15 protein-coding genes, 1 tRNA gene and 1 pseudogene are annotated in these 18,515 nt (G+C 44.0%); 14 read left to right on the forward strand and 3 right to left on the reverse strand.

Annotated elements, in window-relative coordinates; genetic code table 11:
- Positions 1–23 precede the first annotated feature (23 nt).
- From AC0J2F_RS05680 to AC0J2F_RS05725, 10 genes and pseudogenes are all read left to right on the forward strand, one after another.
- Positions 24–2,567: a heavy metal translocating P-type ATPase gene (locus AC0J2F_RS05680; protein ID WP_138257800.1), complete on the forward strand. Its 2,544-nt coding sequence runs from the start codon at positions 24–26 to the stop codon at positions 2,565–2,567.
- 5 nt (positions 2,568–2,572) lie between these two features.
- Positions 2,573–3,280 (forward strand): PepSY domain-containing protein, encoded by a 708-nt coding sequence (locus AC0J2F_RS05685; protein ID WP_138257801.1) that lies wholly within the window; start codon positions 2,573–2,575, stop codon positions 3,278–3,280.
- A gap of 19 nt (positions 3,281–3,299) precedes the next feature.
- The gene (locus tag AC0J2F_RS05690) at positions 3,300–3,779 is read left to right on the forward strand and encodes a DUF305 domain-containing protein (RefSeq protein ID WP_045802073.1); all 480 of its coding nucleotides are present in this window, start codon (positions 3,300–3,302) and stop codon (positions 3,777–3,779) included.
- A 6-nt stretch (positions 3,780–3,785) separates the two neighbouring features.
- Entirely contained in the window at positions 3,786–5,495 is a 1,710-nt protein-coding gene (locus tag AC0J2F_RS05695) for an efflux RND transporter periplasmic adaptor subunit (RefSeq protein ID WP_473009213.1), read from the forward strand.
- Positions 5,496–5,539: 44 nt separating this feature from the next.
- On the forward strand, positions 5,540–5,848 hold the full coding sequence (locus tag AC0J2F_RS05700; RefSeq protein ID WP_045802071.1) for a DUF6660 family protein: 309 nt from the start codon (positions 5,540–5,542) through the stop codon (positions 5,846–5,848).
- Between the two features lie 145 nt (positions 5,849–5,993).
- Positions 5,994–10,334, forward strand: coding sequence for a CusA/CzcA family heavy metal efflux RND transporter (locus AC0J2F_RS05705; protein ID WP_473009214.1), 4,341 nt, complete (start codon positions 5,994–5,996; stop codon positions 10,332–10,334).
- A gap of 4 nt (positions 10,335–10,338) precedes the next feature.
- Positions 10,339–11,541 carry an efflux RND transporter periplasmic adaptor subunit gene (locus tag AC0J2F_RS05710; RefSeq protein ID WP_149304610.1) on the forward strand — a complete coding sequence of 401 codons (1,203 nt, stop codon included), beginning with the start codon at positions 10,339–10,341 and terminating at the stop codon, positions 11,539–11,541.
- A 16-nt stretch (positions 11,542–11,557) separates the two neighbouring features.
- On the forward strand, positions 11,558–11,974 hold the full coding sequence (locus AC0J2F_RS05715; RefSeq protein ID WP_138257807.1) for a Fur family transcriptional regulator: 417 nt from the start codon (positions 11,558–11,560) through the stop codon (positions 11,972–11,974).
- Positions 11,975–12,033: 59 nt separating this feature from the next.
- On the forward strand, positions 12,034–12,408 hold the full coding sequence (locus AC0J2F_RS05720; RefSeq protein ID WP_473009215.1) for a DUF3703 domain-containing protein: 375 nt from the start codon (positions 12,034–12,036) through the stop codon (positions 12,406–12,408).
- Positions 12,405–13,007 (forward strand): annotated as a pseudogene (locus AC0J2F_RS05725) (P-type ATPase actuator domain-containing protein); the annotation flags it as partial. The gene AC0J2F_RS05720 and the pseudogene AC0J2F_RS05725, both read left to right, overlap by 4 nt.
- Here AC0J2F_RS05725 and AC0J2F_RS05730 read toward each other — a convergent pair.
- From AC0J2F_RS05730 to AC0J2F_RS05740, 3 genes are all read right to left on the reverse strand, one after another.
- Positions 12,941–13,774 carry a ParB/RepB/Spo0J family partition protein gene (locus AC0J2F_RS05730; RefSeq protein WP_473009216.1) on the reverse strand — a complete coding sequence of 278 codons (834 nt, stop codon included), beginning with the start codon at positions 13,772–13,774 and terminating at the stop codon, positions 12,941–12,943. The pseudogene AC0J2F_RS05725 and the gene AC0J2F_RS05730 overlap by 67 nt on opposite strands.
- A gap of 383 nt (positions 13,775–14,157) precedes the next feature.
- A tRNA-Leu gene (locus AC0J2F_RS05735) sits at positions 14,158–14,239 on the reverse strand.
- Between the two features lie 152 nt (positions 14,240–14,391).
- The gene (locus AC0J2F_RS05740) at positions 14,392–14,892 is read right to left on the reverse strand and encodes a hypothetical protein (RefSeq protein WP_473009217.1); all 501 of its coding nucleotides are present in this window, start codon (positions 14,890–14,892) and stop codon (positions 14,392–14,394) included.
- Between the two features lie 70 nt (positions 14,893–14,962).
- Between AC0J2F_RS05740 and AC0J2F_RS05745 the strand changes: the two genes are divergently transcribed.
- The 4 genes from AC0J2F_RS05745 to AC0J2F_RS05760 all read left to right on the forward strand — a co-directional run bounded on the left by AC0J2F_RS05745 (position 14,963) and on the right by AC0J2F_RS05760 (position 18,514).
- Complete coding sequence (locus AC0J2F_RS05745; RefSeq protein ID WP_473009218.1) at positions 14,963–16,354, forward strand: dipeptidase; 1,392 nt, start codon at positions 14,963–14,965, stop codon at positions 16,352–16,354.
- A 19-nt stretch (positions 16,355–16,373) separates the two neighbouring features.
- The gene (locus AC0J2F_RS05750) at positions 16,374–16,787 is read left to right on the forward strand and encodes a hypothetical protein (protein ID WP_473009219.1); all 414 of its coding nucleotides are present in this window, start codon (positions 16,374–16,376) and stop codon (positions 16,785–16,787) included.
- Positions 16,788–16,890: 103 nt separating this feature from the next.
- The gene (locus AC0J2F_RS05755; RefSeq protein ID WP_473009220.1) at positions 16,891–18,048 is read left to right on the forward strand and encodes a DoxX family protein; all 1,158 of its coding nucleotides are present in this window, start codon (positions 16,891–16,893) and stop codon (positions 18,046–18,048) included.
- Between the two features lie 100 nt (positions 18,049–18,148).
- Positions 18,149–18,514, forward strand: a complete 366-nt coding sequence (locus tag AC0J2F_RS05760) for a BlaI/MecI/CopY family transcriptional regulator (RefSeq protein ID WP_473009221.1) — start codon at positions 18,149–18,151, stop codon at positions 18,512–18,514.
- The last annotated feature ends 1 nt before the right edge of the window (position 18,515 follow it).

Genomic DNA, 18,515 nt, shown 5'->3' on the forward strand with positions numbered 1-18,515 from the left:
AACAGACACAAATTAGTAAAGTAATGAAACACACCTATCACATACACGGAATGACCTGTAACGGTTGCAGAACCCACGTCGAGAAAACGCTCTCTAAAGTGGACGGTGTAATTGATGTATTGGTCGATTTGGAAAAATCTGAAGCGGTCATTGAAATGGAATCGCATATTCCTATCGAATCATTTCAGGAAGCTCTAAAGCAAGATGGTGGTTCGTATAGCATTCACAAATCTGGCAAACATCATCACAAGGATGATTCGGCTAAAGTTAATACTGAGCATAGTCGAAGTACGAAAGCGAAAAAGCAAAAACCAAAAGGCAAGGGAACCGGAACGTTCTACTGCCCGATGCACTGTGAAGGCGATAATACTTATGACAAGCCAGGCGATTGCCCTGTCTGTGGAATGGATTTGGTGGAAGAGCAAAGCTTTTCCGCCAGTTCCCGCAGCGAACAATGGACGTGCCCAATGCATCCTGAAATTGTAAAGGATGAACCGGGAAGCTGCCCCATTTGTGGTATGGACTTGGTACCGATGAAGCCAGATTTGTCCGCAGAGGAAAAAACCTATAAAAAACTGCTCAAAAAGTTCTGGATAGCCACGGCCTTTACACTGCCTATTTTCATCATTGCGATGTCCGAAATGGTCAGCAACAATCCGCTATACGATATTTTGGAACTGAAATACTGGAACTGGATTCAGTTTGCACTTTCCCTACCCGTGGTGTTCTATGCCACTTGGATGTTCTTCGAGCGTGCTTATCGAAGCATAAAAACGTGGAACCTCAATATGTTCACGCTCATTGGCATCGGTGCTGGTGTAGCTTGGTTGTTTAGTGTATTCGGGATGCTGATGCCGGACTTTTTCCCAGACCAGTTCAAGACCGAAGCGGGCACCGTACACGTGTATTTTGAAGCGGCCACGGTCATTCTCACGTTAGTTTTACTTGGCCAACTATTGGAAGCCCGAGCCCATAGCAAGACAAATTCCGCGGTCAAGGAACTTTTAAAACTGGCGCCAAATAAGGCAGTTAAAGTCGTGGATGGTGAGGAACAGGAAGTGGCCATCGACCAAATTGAATTGGGCGATATTCTTCGGGTAAAACCGGGCGATAAAATTCCCGTTGATGGTGTTATCACCGAAGGCGAAACATCCATCGATGAATCGATGATAACGGGCGAACCCATTCCAGTCAACAAGTCAACCGATGATAAAGTCAGTAGCGGAACTATCAACGGCAACCAGTCTTTCCTTATGAAAGCGGAAAAGGTAGGTTCCGACACTTTGCTTTCACAAATCATCCAAATGGTCAATGATGCCAGTCGTAGCCGTGCGCCTATCCAAAAACTGGCCGATACCGTTTCAGGTTACTTTGTGCCCATCGTGGTCATCATCGCCGTAATCACTTTTGGGATTTGGGCAATTTGGGGACCAGAACCAGCTTATGTGTATGCCTTGGTCAATGCCATTGCCGTTTTGATTATCGCCTGTCCCTGTGCATTGGGATTGGCAACACCGATGTCCGTGATGGTCGGTGTGGGTAAGGGTGCACAAAATGGGGTGCTCATCAAGAATGCAGAGGCACTTGAAAAAATGGATAAGGTAGATACCCTTATCGTGGATAAAACGGGAACGATTACCGAAGGAAAACCCACGGTGGAAAAAATGGGGTCTTTTGATAACGGTTTCAGCGATAGCGAAGTACTGCAATACATTGTTTCCCTGAATAATCAAAGTGAGCATCCCCTTGCGGAAGCCACCATCAAATACGGCAAAGAACAAAAAGCTGATTTCTTAAAAGCCGACGGGTTCAATGCCGTAACCGGTAAAGGTGTTGAAGGTAATGTAAACGGTAAAAAGGTGGCTTTAGGAAATGCCAAAATGATGGAATATGCAAAGGCGACGCTTTCCAAAGAAATGGAAGAAAAAGCCCAATTCTTCCAAAAGCAGGGCAAAACCGTTTCCTATCTCGCGATTGATGGAAACCTTGTCGGTTATGTAGTAATTGGTGATAAAATTAAGAAAACGAGTGCCAAGGCCATCAAGGAATTACAGGACAAGGGAATCGATGTGATTATGCTCACGGGCGACAACCACGATACAGCTCAGGCAGTGGCCAACGAACTCAATCTTGCAGATTTTCAAGCGGGAATGCTTCCCGAAAACAAATTGCAGGAAGTTGAAAAACTACAAGAAAATGGAAAAGTCGTGGCGATGGCAGGTGACGGTATCAATGATGCACCTGCTTTGGCAAAAAGCGATGTAGGCATCGCAATGGGAACGGGTACTGATGTGGCCATAGAAAGTGCTGCCATTACTTTGGTCAAAGGCGACCTACACGGTATTGTCAAGGCAAGAAATTTAAGCGATGTGGTAATGCGAAACATTAAGCAGAATCTGTTTTTTGCGATGATATACAACACCTTGGGAATACCCATTGCTGCGGGATTGCTCTATCCATTTTTTGGGATTTTACTATCACCAATGATAGCTGCTTTGGCGATGAGTTTCAGTTCGGTTTCGGTCATAGCCAATTCGCTTAGGCTTAAAGGTTCAAACATTGATTAAGTTATATGGTAAAAAGAAAAACAGCGATAAAAATTAGAAAGGTACACCGCTATTTGGGCATCTTCTTGGGCATCCAGTTCTTGATGTGGACGATAAGTGGGATGTATTTTAGTTGGACAGACATTGACGAAATACACGGTGACCAATTTCGGCAAGACCCAGTAAAGGCATCTGCTTTTACAAGTTTGATAAGTCCATCCGAAGTGAATCTTGAAGAAGCAATAGTCTCGGTAGAACTTCGGGAAATCGGTGGTAAACCTTTTTACTGGATTAATGACAAACAGCTCTTTGATGCCAAGACAGGCAAAGTAAAGAAAGTAATCTCAGAAAGTGAAGCTCTGAAAATCGCTGAACGGAATATGTTGCCGGAACTTCAAGTAAAAGGAATCGAGCGCATCGAGCAAGTAGGCAGCCATAGCGAGTATCGTGGCAGACCGCTTCCGGCCTATGTCATCAGCTATGAAACACCTAAAAACATCAAGGCCTACGTTTCCGAAAAAGATGGCGCATTCCAAACGCTACGTCATCGGGATTGGCGTTGGTTCGACTTTCTATGGATGACCCATACGATGGATTATGAAGGTCGCGACGATTTCAATACAACCGTACTACGTGCCTTTTCCCTACTTGGATTGATTACCGTATTGAGCGGGTTTTTGTTATGGTATATCAGTTCACCAACAATCAGAAAAATAAAAAAGAGAAACAAATAACACCAAAAATTCAAAAACTATGGAACATTCAAAACACGCAAACAAAGGAAAATACAGAACATTTTTTATGATGCTGGCTTGCTCATTTGTAGCAATGTACATCACAATGTATCTCAACACCTATGAACTCGACCACGTATGGTTCAGCCTAACGCGCTTCTATATGGTCTGTCTGGGCATAGCAGCAATGGCAGTCATTATGTGGTTTTTTATGCGGAAGATGTACACCGACAAGAAAAAGAATATTGCCATTCTTTTAGGTAGTTTGGTCTTGTTTTTTGGGGCATTGTTTTTGGTTCGCGACCAAAAATCCACAGTAGGTGACGTACTATGGATGAAAGCAATGATACCGCATCATTCCATCGCTATATTGACCAGTGAACGAGCGGACATCAAAGACCCAGAGGTGAAGAAACTGGCAGAAGAAATCATCAAGGCACAGCGCAGGGAAATTGCCGAAATGAAAGAAATGATTGAACGATTACAGAACGAAAAATAAATAGCTATGAACAAGAATTTCATATATATCGCTATTGCAGTCGTTGTCGGACTGCTTGGTGGTTGGCTCATTTTCGGTGGCTCATCGGAAGAATCTATGACAGATAAGCACGACCATTCCACAGAAGCGGAAGGTCAAATGTGGACCTGCTCGATGCACCCCCAGATTATGCAACCCGAACCAGGTGATTGTCCCATTTGCGGAATGGATTTAATTCCTGCGGAATCAGGTGCTGATGGACTTGCAATGAACGAAATAAAGATGACCAAAAATGCGATGGCATTGGCGGACATCCAAACATCCATCGTGGGAAATGCTTCTGTAGATGATGAGAATATGATTTCCCTTTCGGGAAAAATCAAGATGAACGAGGAAGAAAATGCGGTGCAGGCCAGTTATTTCGATGGTAGAATTGAACGGCTCAACGTCAATTTTGAAGGTCAGGAAGTACAAAAAGGGCAATTGTTGGCAACCATTTATGCACCTAATCTGATAGCTGCTCAGCAAGAATTGATTACTGCGGCTTCGCTAAAAGAATCGCAACCCTCACTATACAAGGCGGTACGCAACAAACTGAAACTTTGGAAACTCTCGGAAGCCCAAATCAATAGCATAGAGGAATCCGGCAAGGTCAAAGAGAACTTTCCGATTTATGCGACCGTATCCGGAACGGTTTCAGAAAAAATGGCTGCCGAAGGCGACTATGTAAAACAGGGACAGCCCATTGTAAAGGTGAGTAACCTAAACTCTGTATGGGCGGAATTTGATGCCTACGAAAACCAGATTTCAGAGTTTAAAAAAGGGCAGAAAATTTCAGTAACGACAAATGCTTATCCAAATAAGGAATTTGATGCAACGGTCTCATTTATAGACCCTGTTCTGAATACCCAAACCCGCACCGTAACCGTTCGGGCCAATCTCAAAAATAGCGATGGAATGCTAAAACCCGGAATGTTCGTAACTGGCAAAGTAGAAGGAACAACGGTAAATACGGAATCAAACCTGACCATACCTGCAAGTGCTGTGATGTGGACGGGTGAACGGTCTTTGGTGTACATCAAAACCAACGCCAACGAACCTGTTTTTGAAATGCGGGAAGTTACTCTTGGCAATCGCAATGGCGATATGTTTACGGTTACATCCGGTTTAAAAAATGGCGATGAGATTGTGACCAATGGCACTTTTACCGTAGATGCAGCTGCGCAATTGCAGGGGAAGAAATCGATGATGAATCAAAGTACTGAAGAAGAGAAAGAAATGATGGCGATGGAAATGTCACTTTCAACTTCTTTTCAAGAACAGTTTGTGAAGGCTTTGCCGTCATACCTTGAACTCAAAGATGCTTTGGTAGCGAGTAATGCAGAAAAAGTTTCCGATTTTGCGAAAGTATCTTCCGAAAAAATGAAGGTGATATCACAAAACGATTTGGACAAAATGCTCAAAACCCATCTATCCAAAAGTATTGAAATGCTGGATGCCATTGCAAGTAATTCTAATTTAGAAAACCAACGTAGTCATTTCGTCATTCTCAATGAAAATTTGGTTGCAATAGCAATGAATCTCGAAAGCATTGACAACCCCCTATACGTTCAAAAATGCCCAATGGCAAACAACAATAAAGGTGCGGTTTGGTTGAGCACCGAAGAAGAAATCCGTAATCCTTATTATGGTGATGCAATGTTAACGTGCGGTAGTGTGATTGATTCGTTGAAATAGGACTTTGCAACCCTGTTGCACCGAAATTCTGTTATCTTTGCATCGTGAAAGTTTTGGCAATCATATTATCGATTTACTTCTTGGCGCTCAATGTGGTGCCTTGTAGCGATGTTGGTGATGTCGCCGACGATTCCCAAACCGTTTCAGTAGTTGATTTTGATGGTGACCACGGTGACGATTGCGAACTTTGCTCACCGTTCTGCCAGTGCCACTGCTGTCACGTTCACACGATACACTTTGGTATTGCTAACTTCGAACCGCTTCAAGCGACCATTCCACAGGATAACTTTGCCCACTTCGACAGTATCGGTAAGGATATTACTTTCTCTCTCTTTCAGCCCCCGCAGGTTTAATTCAGTTTTACAGGATTACTATATCCAGTTTTGAAGTTTTCAGCTTTAGGAAACTTCAAATGGTGTATTTGCCTTGCGCGCCTGTCCAAAGCGCAGTCGAAGGGAAAGCACAATTTCATTTTTAACTGAATTAACACCTAAATCTATGATTAACAGAATCATTGATTTTTCAATCAATAACAAATTTATTATCGGTCTGCTTACACTGGCACTCATCGGTGCCGGTATCTACAGTATGACCCAAGTTCCCATAGATGCTGTGCCGGATATAACCAACAACCAGGTACAGGTCATCACGCAATCGCCCAATCTGGGTACAGAGGATATCGAACAGTTCGTAACCTATCCCGTGGAAGTGGCGATGAGCAACCTTCCCGATGTCAAGGAAATCCGTTCGATTTCCCGATTAGGGCTATCGGTGGTAACGGTAGTTTTTGACGATGATATGGGAACCTTTTTGCCACGCCAGCTCGTTTCCGAAAAACTGACTGAGGTACGCGAGCAAATTCCAGAGGAATTGGGCCAGCCATCGATGGGACCTATTACAACTGGTTTGGGCGAAGTGTACCAATACACCTTAAAGGTCAAGCCTGAGTTTCAGGACGAGTATTCCCTTGCCGACTTGCGCACGATGCAGGATTGGATTGTACAACGACAAATGGCGATGGTGCCTGGCGTCGTTGAAATCAATGCGATAGGTGGAAAGATTAAACAATATGAAGTGGCCGTTGACCCCAACGAATTGAAGGCTATCGGGCTTACCATTACCGATGTATTTAAAGCTTTGGAAGCAAACAATAGGAATACGGGTGGTGCCTACATCGAAAAGAACCACCAGGCCAACTTCATTCGGGGTGAAGGTTTGGTACGCAACCTCAATGACATCAAGAAAATCGTTATTAAAAATGAAAATGGTGTGCCCATCACCGTAAACGATGTGGCCGATGTACGCTTCAGTTCCGCCGTTCGCTATGGGGCATTAACGCAGGATGGCGAAGGCGAGGTCGTCGGTGGACTGGTGATGATGCTCAAAGGCGCAAACTCAAACGAGGTCATTGTCCGCGTTAAGGATAGGATGGCGGAAATCCAGAAATCACTTCCCGAAGGCGTGGTCATCGAACCCTTGTTGGATAGAAGTAAACTCATAAGTGAGACAACGGGCACGGTACGCAACAATCTTCTGGAAGGCGCGCTCATCGTGATTTTTGTACTCGTCTTTCTTTTGGGGAACTGGCGTGGCGGACTGATTGTGGCATCGACCATTCCCCTATCCCTATTGTTTGCCTTTATCCTAATGAATGTTTTTGACGTATGGGCGAACCTGATGAGCTTGGGTGCAATCGACTTTGGTATTATCGTAGATGGGGCGGTCATTATCGTGGAAGCGAGTGTATTTCTTATGGCCAGTTATGTGCTTAAAAAGAAATCTTTGGATAAGAAAGACCGTGACGAAATTGCAGCCGATGCATCCAAAAAAATGATGAACGCAGCCTTCTTCGGACAGCTGATAATCCTTATCGTTTTCCTACCCATCTTGGCATTGGAAGGTGTCGAGGGCAAGATGTTCCAGCCTATGGCACTTACGTTCATCTTTGCGATGATTGGTGCAATGGTTTTATGTCTGACCTATGTGCCGATGATGTCCGCATTATTCCTGAAACCGCCAAAAAAGGAAAAGAAATCGTGGGGCGACCGTTTTGTACATTGGGTACAACGCAAGTATGAGCCCCTATTGTTAAATGCCTTGGAAAAAGGAAAATGGGTCGTTAGTATAGCGGTGGCCATCTTTGCCGTGGCTATCTTCACGTTCACTAAAATGGGCGGTGAGTTCATACCGCAATTGGACGAGGGCGATATTGCTTTCCACGCTATTTTGAAACCCGGAAGCTCATTGAGCGAGACCATCGAGACCACCACAAAAATAGAACGCATCGTAAAGGCCGAATTTCCCGAAGTGGAAAAAATAGTTAGCCGTATCGGTGTTGCGGAAGTGCCTACCGACCCAATGCCTATGGACTTTGCCGATGTATTCGTAATCCTGAAACCGCAGGACGAATGGGTTTCTGCCGAATCCAAGGATGAACTTATTGACAAGATGAAGGATGCGGTGAGCATTATCCCTGGTGTCAATTATGAATTTACGCAACCCATCGAAATGCGGTTCAATGAACTATTGGAAGGCATCCGTGAGGATATTGCCATTAAGATATACGGTGAGGATATCGATGTACTTGCGTCCAAAGCGGACGAGATTACCAAAATCATCGCAGGTACTGAAGGTATAGGCGATATGCGGGCAGAAGCCACATCGGGCTTACCGCAGATGACGATAAAGTACAATCGAAACAAACTGGCCCAATACGGCGTAAGCATCGACCAACTCAATATGATGGTGCAATCCGCTTTTGCAGGTGGGTACGCAGGGGTCATTTTTGAAGGTGAAAAGCGTTTTGATTTGGTGGTAAGGCTCGATGAGCAGAACCGAAGCGATATCAACGATATCCGTAATCTCTATATCAATCTACCGAACGGTTCACAAATTCCACTTCACGAACTGGCGGCCATCGAATACACACCGGGACCGATGCAGATAAGCAGGGACAATACCAATCGCAGAACCTATGTAGGCGTTAATGTACGTGGTCGCGATGTGGAATCGCTGGTCAATGAGATAAGGGACAAGCTGGATGCAAACCTCGATTTACCCCCAGGTTATTTTATCCGCTATGGTGGTGCCTTTGAAAATCTGGAAAGGGCCAGCGACCGATTGCAGACCGTGGTTCCTATTGCGCTATTACTCATATTCATCCTGATATATTTTGCATTAAAATCCTTTCCGCAGACGTTGATGATTTATCTGGCCATACCGATGGCGACTATTGGTGGCGTGTTCGCTCTCTGGCTTAGGGATATGCCCTTTAGTATTTCCGCAGGGGTTGGCTTTATCGTGCTTTTTGGGGTTGCCGTACTGAACGGATTGGTAATGATTAGCGGATTCAACGAACTGAAAGAGGAAGGCGTTATAAACCTAAAAGAGCGAATCGTTGAAGGAACAAAAAGAAGGGTACGCCCCATTATGCTCACGGCCTTTACCGATATCCTTGGGTTTCTGCCAATGGCAATTTCCGCATCGGCAGGGGCAGAAGTTCAGCGACCGCTGGCAACGGTCGTTATCGGTGGATTGATTACATCCACCTTGTTGACTCTATTCATTCTTCCCATTTTCTATCAATGGGTAGAAAGACGTTCGGAACGCAAGATAAAGGTCAATCCGAAAATCGTAACCGCTTCTGCGGTGGTCTGTTTCTTTTTTGCTTTCGCGAAAGCGGAAGCGCAACAAGTTCGGCAGAACGATACATTACCTGTTGTTTCATTGGAACAAGCGGTAGAAATATCCAAAGAAAACTATCCGCTATTGAAAACAAAACAACTGGAAATTCAAAAGCAGAACGCCCTAAAAGGTACGGCCTATGATTTAGGGAATACCCAAGTGTTTACCGGTGGTGAGGAAGTTTCTGATGGTCAGGGCATTTATACCCTTGTTGGCGTGGTTCAACAGAATATCAACCTGTTCGGTATCGGTGCGAAGAAGCGGTTGCAAAAACAGCGTATCGCCTTGGCGGAAACCGCACTTGACTTTACCGCATTGCAAGTGGAACAGGAAGTCAAAAAAGCTTGGTCACAGGCCTATCAGCAACGGCAGAAATTTGAACTGTATCGTGAACTGGATTCCATCTACTCGCAATTTGAAAAGGCGATTGAACTGAATTACGAGGTAGAGGCCATTTCACGTTTGGAATATTCATCGGCAACCAATCAGGCATTACAAATCAACAATAAACTTCAACAGGCCGAAAGTGACTATGCCATTGCCCTACAGAAGCTTAATCTTTGGTTGGTTTCCGACACGTTCTATACTGTTCCCGACACCCTTGATGAAAATGAAATGGCAGTACTGGGAATTCCATCAACCATAGAAACCCATCCAGAACTGGAACTTTCGCGAAAGCGGATTGAGGAAGCCGAATCCAGCTACCAAGCTGAACGTTCCGATTTGTTGCCCAATCTCAACCTTCAGGGCGGATTGCAACGGGTGAATGGCAGTAACGGATTCTACACTTATCAGGCAGGAATATCCCTTCCATTGTTTTCTGGTACAGAACGCAGTCAGGCCAAGGCAGCCAAAATCCAAAGTGAAATTGCAAAAGCCAATGCGGACTTTACCAAACGCCAACTGCAATCGGAATATCGACAAGCTGTACAAGCGTATCAAAAATGGGAAGCATCCTGGCGATTCTATAAGGACAAGGCCTTACCGCTTGCCGAGGAACAGCGACAGGGTGCGTTATTAGCCTATAAGGAAGGTGCCGTGGATTATGCCGCATTCACCCAAATTATTAGGGATGCCATACAGACGGAAATGGATGCGCTGGACGCGCTCGACAATTATCTAAAATCAGTTTTTGCACTACAATATTTCAAATAATAAAATGAAGAATCTATCAAAATACACAGCTATTGGTTTGTTGGCGATGCTTTTGGCGTTGACCGCTTGTGGCGATTCCAACAAAGAAACCGCAGGGAATAAAAATGCCAATCTGGAAATGGAAAAAGAACATTCCGAGGGTGAAGCCGAGGAAGTAATGCTCACAGCTAAACAGTTCGATGCACTACAAATGGAAATCGACACCCTGCAAATGCGGAATATGAGCGGTTATGTGCAAGCCAACGGGCAGTTGGAAGTCCCACCTCAGAACGAGGCCACCATCACAACGGTAGTAGGTGCCAACGTGGTATCCATCGAAGTTATCGAGGGTGATAAGGTTAATAAGGGGCAAACGGTCGCCTATCTGTCCCACCCCAATATCATCGAGAAACAAACGGATTACCTCAATGCTTTCAGTAATAGTCAATTTCTTAAAAAGGAATATGAGCGGCAAAAAACCCTGTACGATGCAGGTGTCGGCAGCGGTGCCAATTTTCAAAAGGCAGAAGCCGAATACCAGGCATCCCGAAGTATGGTAAAAGGTCTTGAGGCGCAACTGCAACAGTTGAGTATCAGCGCACCAGGCGTAAGAAACGGTACAATTTATCAGCGTGTATCTCTTAGAAGCCCCATTGAAGGATTCGTCCAAAAAGTAGAAATTAAGACTGGGCAGTACGTAGAACCACAGACCGACCTTATGGAAATTGTGGACACCCATCACGTACACGCAGATTTGATGGTTTTCGAAAAGGATGTCCATAAGGTGAAAGAAGGGCAAAAAGTGGTTTTCAATGTACAGTCCATTCCCGGAAAGGAACTGACTGCCGAAATCTATTCCGTAGGAAAGACCTTTGAACAAAATCCGAAGGCTATTCACGTACACGCTGAAATCGAGAACAAGGAAGGCAACCTGATTCCCGGGATGTACATTCAGGGGCGCATCCAAACGGAAAATACACAAACTAAGGCGATGCCCGAAGCTGCCATAGCAGCCGATGGCGAGAGATTCTTTGTATTCTCGGCAGAAAAGGAAGGTGACGATTGGTCATTCAAACCCATTGAAATCACCAAAGGCACCCACGATGGCGATTGGATTGCCATTGATTTTTTGAGCGAACAAGAACCGAACACACAATACGCCTATAACAACGCCTACTACCTAATGGCGGAACTAAAAAAGGGCGAAGCGGAAGAACACGGACATTAATACAGACAATTATAAAATGAAAAAAATAGAACAAAGACTCACTGAAAATGGCGTTCGCCCGACGGCGATGCGGTTATTGATTTATAAATATTTGGCAGAAAAGGAAGTAGCCATATCATTGACAGATATTGAAGCCGCTTTCGCGAAAGCAGAGCGTACGACTTTATATAGAACGTTGCGCACCTTTGAAGAAAAGAAAATTGTGCACCAAATAGATGATGGTACAGGCATACAAAAATATGCACTTTGTGAGCCTGGTTGCGATTGTAACCTTGAACAAGATTTGCACCTGCATTTCCATTGTAACAATTGCGATGAGACCGTTTGCCTGACCGAACATAAGATTCCACATATCAATCTGCCAGAAGGCTTTGTGGCAGAGGATGCCAATTTGGTACTGAAGGGTATTTGTGACAAATGCAGCGGACAATAATGCACTTCCGTTGCATAGGTCAGATACATACCTTGCACTTTAAAAATGAATAATAAATAATGAAATTTAATACCACCATACCAATAGGCCTTAGAGCATTTTATTTAGATGAACTGAACCTATATCGTTCTTCATTACATAGTGGAAATTCATCCCAAGCTTGGCATCACCTTGAACGTTCCCATATTCTCGGTCAATCCTACCCGTTGGAACATACCTATACCCATTGGTCAATGTTAAAATTCGGGTTACGCCAGCGAAACACAAAAGAAGTTCTGGGTCAGGTAATTCAGCTCTTGGTTGGTGGTTGGAAATCATTTATCGACCACGTACCCATTGGAAATACCGGTGGAAGCGATGTGCCACCATTGAAAAGAATGGAAATGCCCGAAGACATAGCCAAAATTTTAAATAAATACCGAAAAACGCAATGAAAAAGAAAAAAGTAAACTTACGGGATTTAGACCCGAAAGAACATCAAGGTGAGCACAGTCACGATGACGGACATAACCATAGCAGTGCCGCAGAGGTATCCAATTTTAAGACCTACTTGCCCGCCATTTTCAGCTTTTTAATGCTGATTACGGGCATTGCCATAGATTATTTCGATACGTTCCCATTCTTCAGGGGCTGGGTGCGGATTATTTGGTACACTGTAGCTTACATTCCCGTTGGGTTTCCTGTAATTAAAGAAGGCTGGAACAGTATCAGGAACGGTGATTTCTTTACGGAATTTTTCTTGATGTCCATTGCCACCTTGGGGGCATTTGCCATAGGCGAATATCCCGAGGGTGTGGCCGTAATGCTATTTTATGCCGTGGGCGAACTCTTCCAGAACGCTGCGGTAAATAGGGCGAAGGGAAATATAAAGGCACTTTTGGATGCGCGACCCGATGAAGCATTGGTTTATAGAAATGAGGATTTTGTTTCGGTCAATCCCGAAACGGTCGAGATTGGTGAAAGAATTCAGGTTCGCGTAGGCGAAAAAATTCCTTTGGACGGCATTTTACTTTCAGAAAAAGCATCGCTGAACAGATTGCCTTGATTGGCAGCATTGAATGGACATTCTACACAAGAACCCGCTTTAGCGACTAATTCTTTGTCTTCAACATCAAAGGGTGCTTTTTCCAAATCATAGGTTCGGTTGTTTATCATTCGGTTTATCTGATGTGCGTTGAATTCTTCGCCCATCGTTTCCAGCATCATTTGTTGTACCTCGGGTTCAAAAAGTGCTACACCGACACCTAACGATATGGTCATTTCACCGCTGCGCACGAAATGTTTGAAACCGTCAATCAATCCAGCCAATTTCAAACGTTGTCTTATGAAATTGTCCGTTCTTCCCAAGCGCTTTGCGATTTCAGAGGGCGCATACTTGTCGCTCAGATAGGCTATTGCTTCAGCTTCTTCGGTAGGCTCTACGTCCTTCCGTTGTAGGTTTTCGATAATTTGAACTTCCAGCACTTCATCGTTTTCATAGGTTCTTACGATACTGGGAATAGTTTTCTTGTTCGCTATTTTACTTGCGCGAAATCGTCTTTCACCCATAACGATGATAAAGTCCTTTCCAGATTTGCGAACCGTTATTGGTTGCAACACACCAAATTCCTTGATGCTTTCCGAGAGTTGTTGTAGCTGTTTCTCATCAAAGGTCTTTCTCGGTTGATTAGGGTCTGGCTTGATTTTGCCAATGGGAATGTTCTCGATTTGAAGTACCGGAACTTTCTTTCCGTTCACTTCTTTTTTCGCAATAGTCGTTGTACTTCTACGCTTTCTTGTGGTACTCGCTTTTGTTGTCATAATACTCAAATTTTTGATTAAACAATATTTGAGCAGTGAACCAAACGGAAGATAAAATATTCGCTCAAAAGGAAACGGAATAAATGAGGATGGGCAGAAGCGATGGCTTTATGCCGTAGTCTTTTGATGGAAGTATTTTACGAGTTTAACTTTCGGGAATATTGTATGATAATAAACTCATAATCGAAGAACAAGAGTCGAGAAAACCTAAATTCTATGAATTTATATTGATTGACATAGTAGTTAATATCAAATGGAAGTATATGACACTAAATCAAAGTTTATCTTGAAAATAGGTCAAATGTTGTACCTATGTTGTACCCGAGTCTTTTTTCAGTTTGTTTTTGAAATAAAAAAGCCGAAGATTTCTCTTCGGCTTTAAGTGCGGGTGAAGGGACTCGAACCCCCACACCTTGCGGCATCAGATCCTAAGTCTGACGTGTCTACCAATTCCACCACACCCGCATAAAGTGCAAATTAACACTTTTTATTTGGTTAAATCCTAAGTCTAGCATGTCTACCAGTTCCATCACATCCGCATTACCGTGTGATTTGATCACTTAGGGGTGCAAATATAATTATAATTGCTAAATCCAAAAGCACTTATTTAATTTTTTCTAGGGACGCAACCACTGCTTCATTTTAGGGAATTCAGGGCCTTCTTCTGGGAAGTGCGCCATCCCGAAATAACGCAGTAGTGGCAATCCAAAAAAATCGGCGGCAGCATAACGTTCCAAGATCCAATCTGCCTGACCCTTATAGCCCTGCTCATGGAACACCACCTTTGGTGGGATCGCCAAATGCAAGGCCACCGCATAGCTCCATAACATAGCCGTCATCTCTTCTCCCCCTATTTGGGAATTGTCCTCTAAAACCTCTTGTCCTAAAGTCGCTCTTTTATCGGCCTCAGTGACGGCGTAATGTCCCGCTTCGTGCAAAACATCGCCTACGGCTACAAGCGCACTTTGGTCTATCCATAACTGCCCTTTGTGCAAACCCACTCCGGGTAAAAAAGATGTAAAAGCCAAAGGCTCTAAACGGTACGGAATACCTATCTGCTCAAAAAAAGGCAATACACGTTCAAAGAAATTAGAATCGCTAAGAGAAGAATCGTTCATTGTTAAGGGACTACTTAAACACCCAAATTAAGACAATTTTTGATACCTTAGTGAGCCTTAAAAATTTCAAATGAAAAGTACCAAAGACTATATAGAACAACATAAAGACCGATTCTTATCGGAACTTATAGACCTTTTAAAAATACCTTCGATCAGTGCAGACTCTGCCTTTGAAAAAGATGTGATCGCCACTGCGGAGGTGATCAAACAACGTTTGTTAGAGGCCGGCTGTGATAAGGTAGAGATCTGTGAGACTCCCGGTTACCCTATAGTTTACGGCGAAAAGACAATCGATCCGGCCTTACCCACCGTTTTGGTTTACGGACATTACGATGTACAACCACCGGACCCCCTTGATCTTTGGGACAGCCCACCCTTTGAACCCGTAATTAAAAAGACCGAGCTGCATCCGGAAGGAGCCATCTTTGCGCGCGGGGCTTGTGACGACAAAGGCCAAATGTATATGCATGTCAAGGCCCTGGAATATATGACAAAGACCGATCAGTTGCCCTGCAATGTAAAATTCATGATAGAAGGCGAAGAAGAGGTTGGCAGTGAAAGTTTGGGTTGGTTCGTAACGCGGAATCAAGAGAAATTGGCCAACGACGTTATCTTGATCAGCGATACCGGAATGATCGCTAATGATATTCCTTCAATAACAACAGGGCTCAGAGGCCTAAGCTATGTGGAGGTTGAAGTAACAGGCCCCAACCGCGACCTGCACTCCGGACTTTACGGAGGAGCCGTGGCAAATCCGATCAACATCTTAACCAAAATGATAGCTTCTTTGCACGATGAGAACAATCATATCACCATACCGGGCTTTTACGACAAAGTAGAAGAACTCTCCGCAGCCGAGCGAGCAAAAATGGCCGAAGCGCCCTTTGATTTGCAAGCCTATAAAGATGCGCTAGACATAAACGAAGTTTACGGGGAAGCCGGCTATACCACCAACGAACGCAATTCTATTCGCCCAACTTTAGACGTGAACGGAATTTGGGGAGGTTATACCGGAGAAGGTGCAAAAACCGTTATTGCCAGTAAAGCCTTTGCCAAAATATCTATGCGTTTGGTGCCAAATCAAGATTGGAAAGAGATCACGGAGCTATTCAAAAAGCATTTCGAGGCCATTGCCCCAGCTGGAGTTCGGGTAGAAGTTAAACCGCATCACGGGGGGCAAGGTTATGTCACTCCAATTAATTTTCCTGGCTATAAAGCCGCAGAAAAGGCTTATGAATCCACCTTTGGAAAGACCCCTATTCCACAACGATCCGGAGGAAGTATTCCTATTGTTTCCCTATTTGAACAAGAACTTGGAAGCAAAACTTTGCTAATGGGCTTTGGTCTGGACAGCGACGCCATCCACTCGCCCAACGAACATTTTGGGATATGGAACTATCTGAAAGGCATAGAGACCATCCCTATGTTCTATCATTATTACGCTGAAAACAACAACAATTAAACTTCATAAATCGACAATTATGCAATTCAAGAAATCTCATATAGCTACAATCTTACTTTGTTTTTTTACCGCGCTATCTGCTTCTGCACAAATGGGCAATGCTGACCAGAAGAAAACTTTTAACCTTACTATTTCTCAAGAAGGTAAAGAAATAAAAATGGAATGCCGTGTAGGTTGTGCTTGGGAGAGCCTTAGTTTTGAAAGTCCAAGACGCGGGCTGGCAGTTACTGTAGATCAGTTCGGGATGGTTGGCAAAAGACAAACGGCTAGTAATCCGGATGAATTAGCAGAATTCTCCTTTAGCATTGCCAAAGTTCGCGGTGAGTACAAGCTTACCGGACTAGGTGGTACCGCTTGGGAATCGCTCACCTTTACTTTGCCAGAAGACAAGTCTAAGGCCATTCTCAGCGCCGGAGGAGTAAGGGTTAGATAGGTAATTTGTGATTTTTTCGTACCAAGCCCATGAAAACTGGTCGGGGCTCCAAAAGTGGAGCTTCCGCTTTGTAGCGCTCTACTGTTGGGGCTATATCGTTTTAATGTTTGGCGGTAACCGCTTGCTAGAACCCTTATTGGTTTGGGCCGGTCGCGACATTTTAGGTATGGAAGGACGCTTGGAGTTCTTCTCTACCGGAAGCGGTGATACCTCTATGGCCTTCGCAAGTCTATTTGTACTGCTGTGCCTCTCTTTAATTGGTACTGTCATATGGTCTGTTCTAGATAGGAAACGCCCTTCTTACAATGCCGCCTTTTACTGGTTTACGGTAGTGCTGCGGATCTTCTTGGTGTTCTTTATGTTCACCTACGGCTTTGCCAAGATCTACAAGACTCAATTTGCAGGGCCCTCACTTATAAGGCTTTTACAACCCGTGGGCGATATGTCGCCTATGGGTCTGGCTTGGACCTATATGGCCCAAAGCGAAGGCTTCAACCTCTTTACCGGGCTAATGGAAGTATTGGGCGGGCTGCTACTTATTTCAAAAAGAACGCAAGCCTTGGGTGGTTTGGTTGTCTTTGGAGTGATGTTGCAGGTCTTTATGATGAACATGTTTTACGATATTCCTGTAAAATTGTTTTCGGCCCATTTAATGCTCTTTGGCTTGTTTTTGTTTGCTGCGGATTGGAAACGATTCAGTCACATTTTCATTAAGAACAAACCCACCGAAGCCCTTACTTATTTCAAACCCACAAAAGACCCAACCTATCACACGGTAATGATGTGGTTCAAAGTGGCTGGAATACTTGTCTTGTTTGCCATTATGGGCTACCAGGGTTATTCGTCAGAGCGCAGTTATGGAGACAAACGCCCAAAACCGCAATATTATGGCATTTGGGAAGCCGAAGAGTTCATTAAAAACCAAGACACTATTGCACCTCTTGTAACCCGCTCGGACCGTTGGCGCTATTTAGTGATTGACAGAAAGGGATATGCGCTTGTTAAAAAAATGAACGACAGTTTAGAGCGCTTTAGCTTTGTTTTAGATTCTAGCGGAACAAATTTGAGTTTACGCAGCCGCTTGGACACCTTAAGTGATCCCAATTTCGTGATCAAACAAGTGGATTCTTTACAATTGACCCTGCAAGGTGTGCTAGAGCAAGACAGTTTAATGATCCGTTTTCGCGCCCGCGACCTTTCACAGTTCCGCCTTATTAATCGCGGTTTTCACTGGATAAACGAAACTCCATACAATAGGTAGAGACACTGGGAATAGCTTTTTAAATTGTTAAATTTTTCCTTCTACAGTTGTAGAATTAAATTATTATTCTACATTTGTAGAGAAGAAAGAAGTAAAAAGTATGTCCTTATCAAAATCAGAAGAACAACTCATGCAGATCCTTTGGGAGCAGGAAAAAGCCTATATGAACGATCTTATAGCCGCTTATCCGGACCCAAAACCTGCACAAACCACTATAGCTACCCTTTTAAAACGCATGCGCGATAAGGGCTTTGTAGATTATACTCAAATTGGGCGTGCCCGAGAATATTATCCGCTAGTGGCCAAGGAGTCTTATTTCTCTAAACAGATGCGAGGAATGATCCAGAATTTCTTTGACAATTCTGCTGCGCAATTTGCCTCTTTCTTTGCCAAGGAAACTGACCTCAGCAAAGAAGAATTGGAATCATTAAGAAGTCTTATCGATCGCGAGATCAAAAACAAATGAT

This window comes from Gilvibacter sp. CC01 (assembly GCF_055755295.1).

Coding starts and splice junctions, on each gene's coding strand:
- AC0J2F_RS05755 (WP_473009220.1), top strand. CDS start 16,891: ATGTTTGGCGGTAACCGCTTGCTAGAACCCTTATTGGTTTGGGCCGGT.
- AC0J2F_RS05720 (WP_473009215.1), top strand. CDS start 12,034: ATGAAATTTAATACCACCATACCAATAGGCCTTAGAGCATTTTATTTA.
- AC0J2F_RS05750 (WP_473009219.1), top strand. CDS start 16,374: ATGCAATTCAAGAAATCTCATATAGCTACAATCTTACTTTGTTTTTTT.
- AC0J2F_RS05690 (WP_045802073.1), top strand. CDS start 3,300: ATGGAACATTCAAAACACGCAAACAAAGGAAAATACAGAACATTTTTT.
- AC0J2F_RS05745 (WP_473009218.1), top strand. CDS start 14,963: ATGAAAAGTACCAAAGACTATATAGAACAACATAAAGACCGATTCTTA.
- AC0J2F_RS05760 (WP_473009221.1), top strand. CDS start 18,149: ATGTCCTTATCAAAATCAGAAGAACAACTCATGCAGATCCTTTGGGAG.
- AC0J2F_RS05740 (WP_473009217.1), bottom strand. CDS start 14,892: ATGAACGATTCTTCTCTTAGCGATTCTAATTTCTTTGAACGTGTATTG.
- AC0J2F_RS05685 (WP_138257801.1), top strand. CDS start 2,573: ATGGTAAAAAGAAAAACAGCGATAAAAATTAGAAAGGTACACCGCTAT.
- AC0J2F_RS05705 (WP_473009214.1), top strand. CDS start 5,994: ATGATTAACAGAATCATTGATTTTTCAATCAATAACAAATTTATTATC.
- AC0J2F_RS05730 (WP_473009216.1), bottom strand. CDS start 13,774: ATGACAACAAAAGCGAGTACCACAAGAAAGCGTAGAAGTACAACGACT.
- AC0J2F_RS05695 (WP_473009213.1), top strand. CDS start 3,786: ATGAACAAGAATTTCATATATATCGCTATTGCAGTCGTTGTCGGACTG.
- AC0J2F_RS05710 (WP_149304610.1), top strand. CDS start 10,339: ATGAAGAATCTATCAAAATACACAGCTATTGGTTTGTTGGCGATGCTT.
- AC0J2F_RS05715 (WP_138257807.1), top strand. CDS start 11,558: ATGAAAAAAATAGAACAAAGACTCACTGAAAATGGCGTTCGCCCGACG.
- AC0J2F_RS05680 (WP_138257800.1), top strand. CDS start 24: ATGAAACACACCTATCACATACACGGAATGACCTGTAACGGTTGCAGA.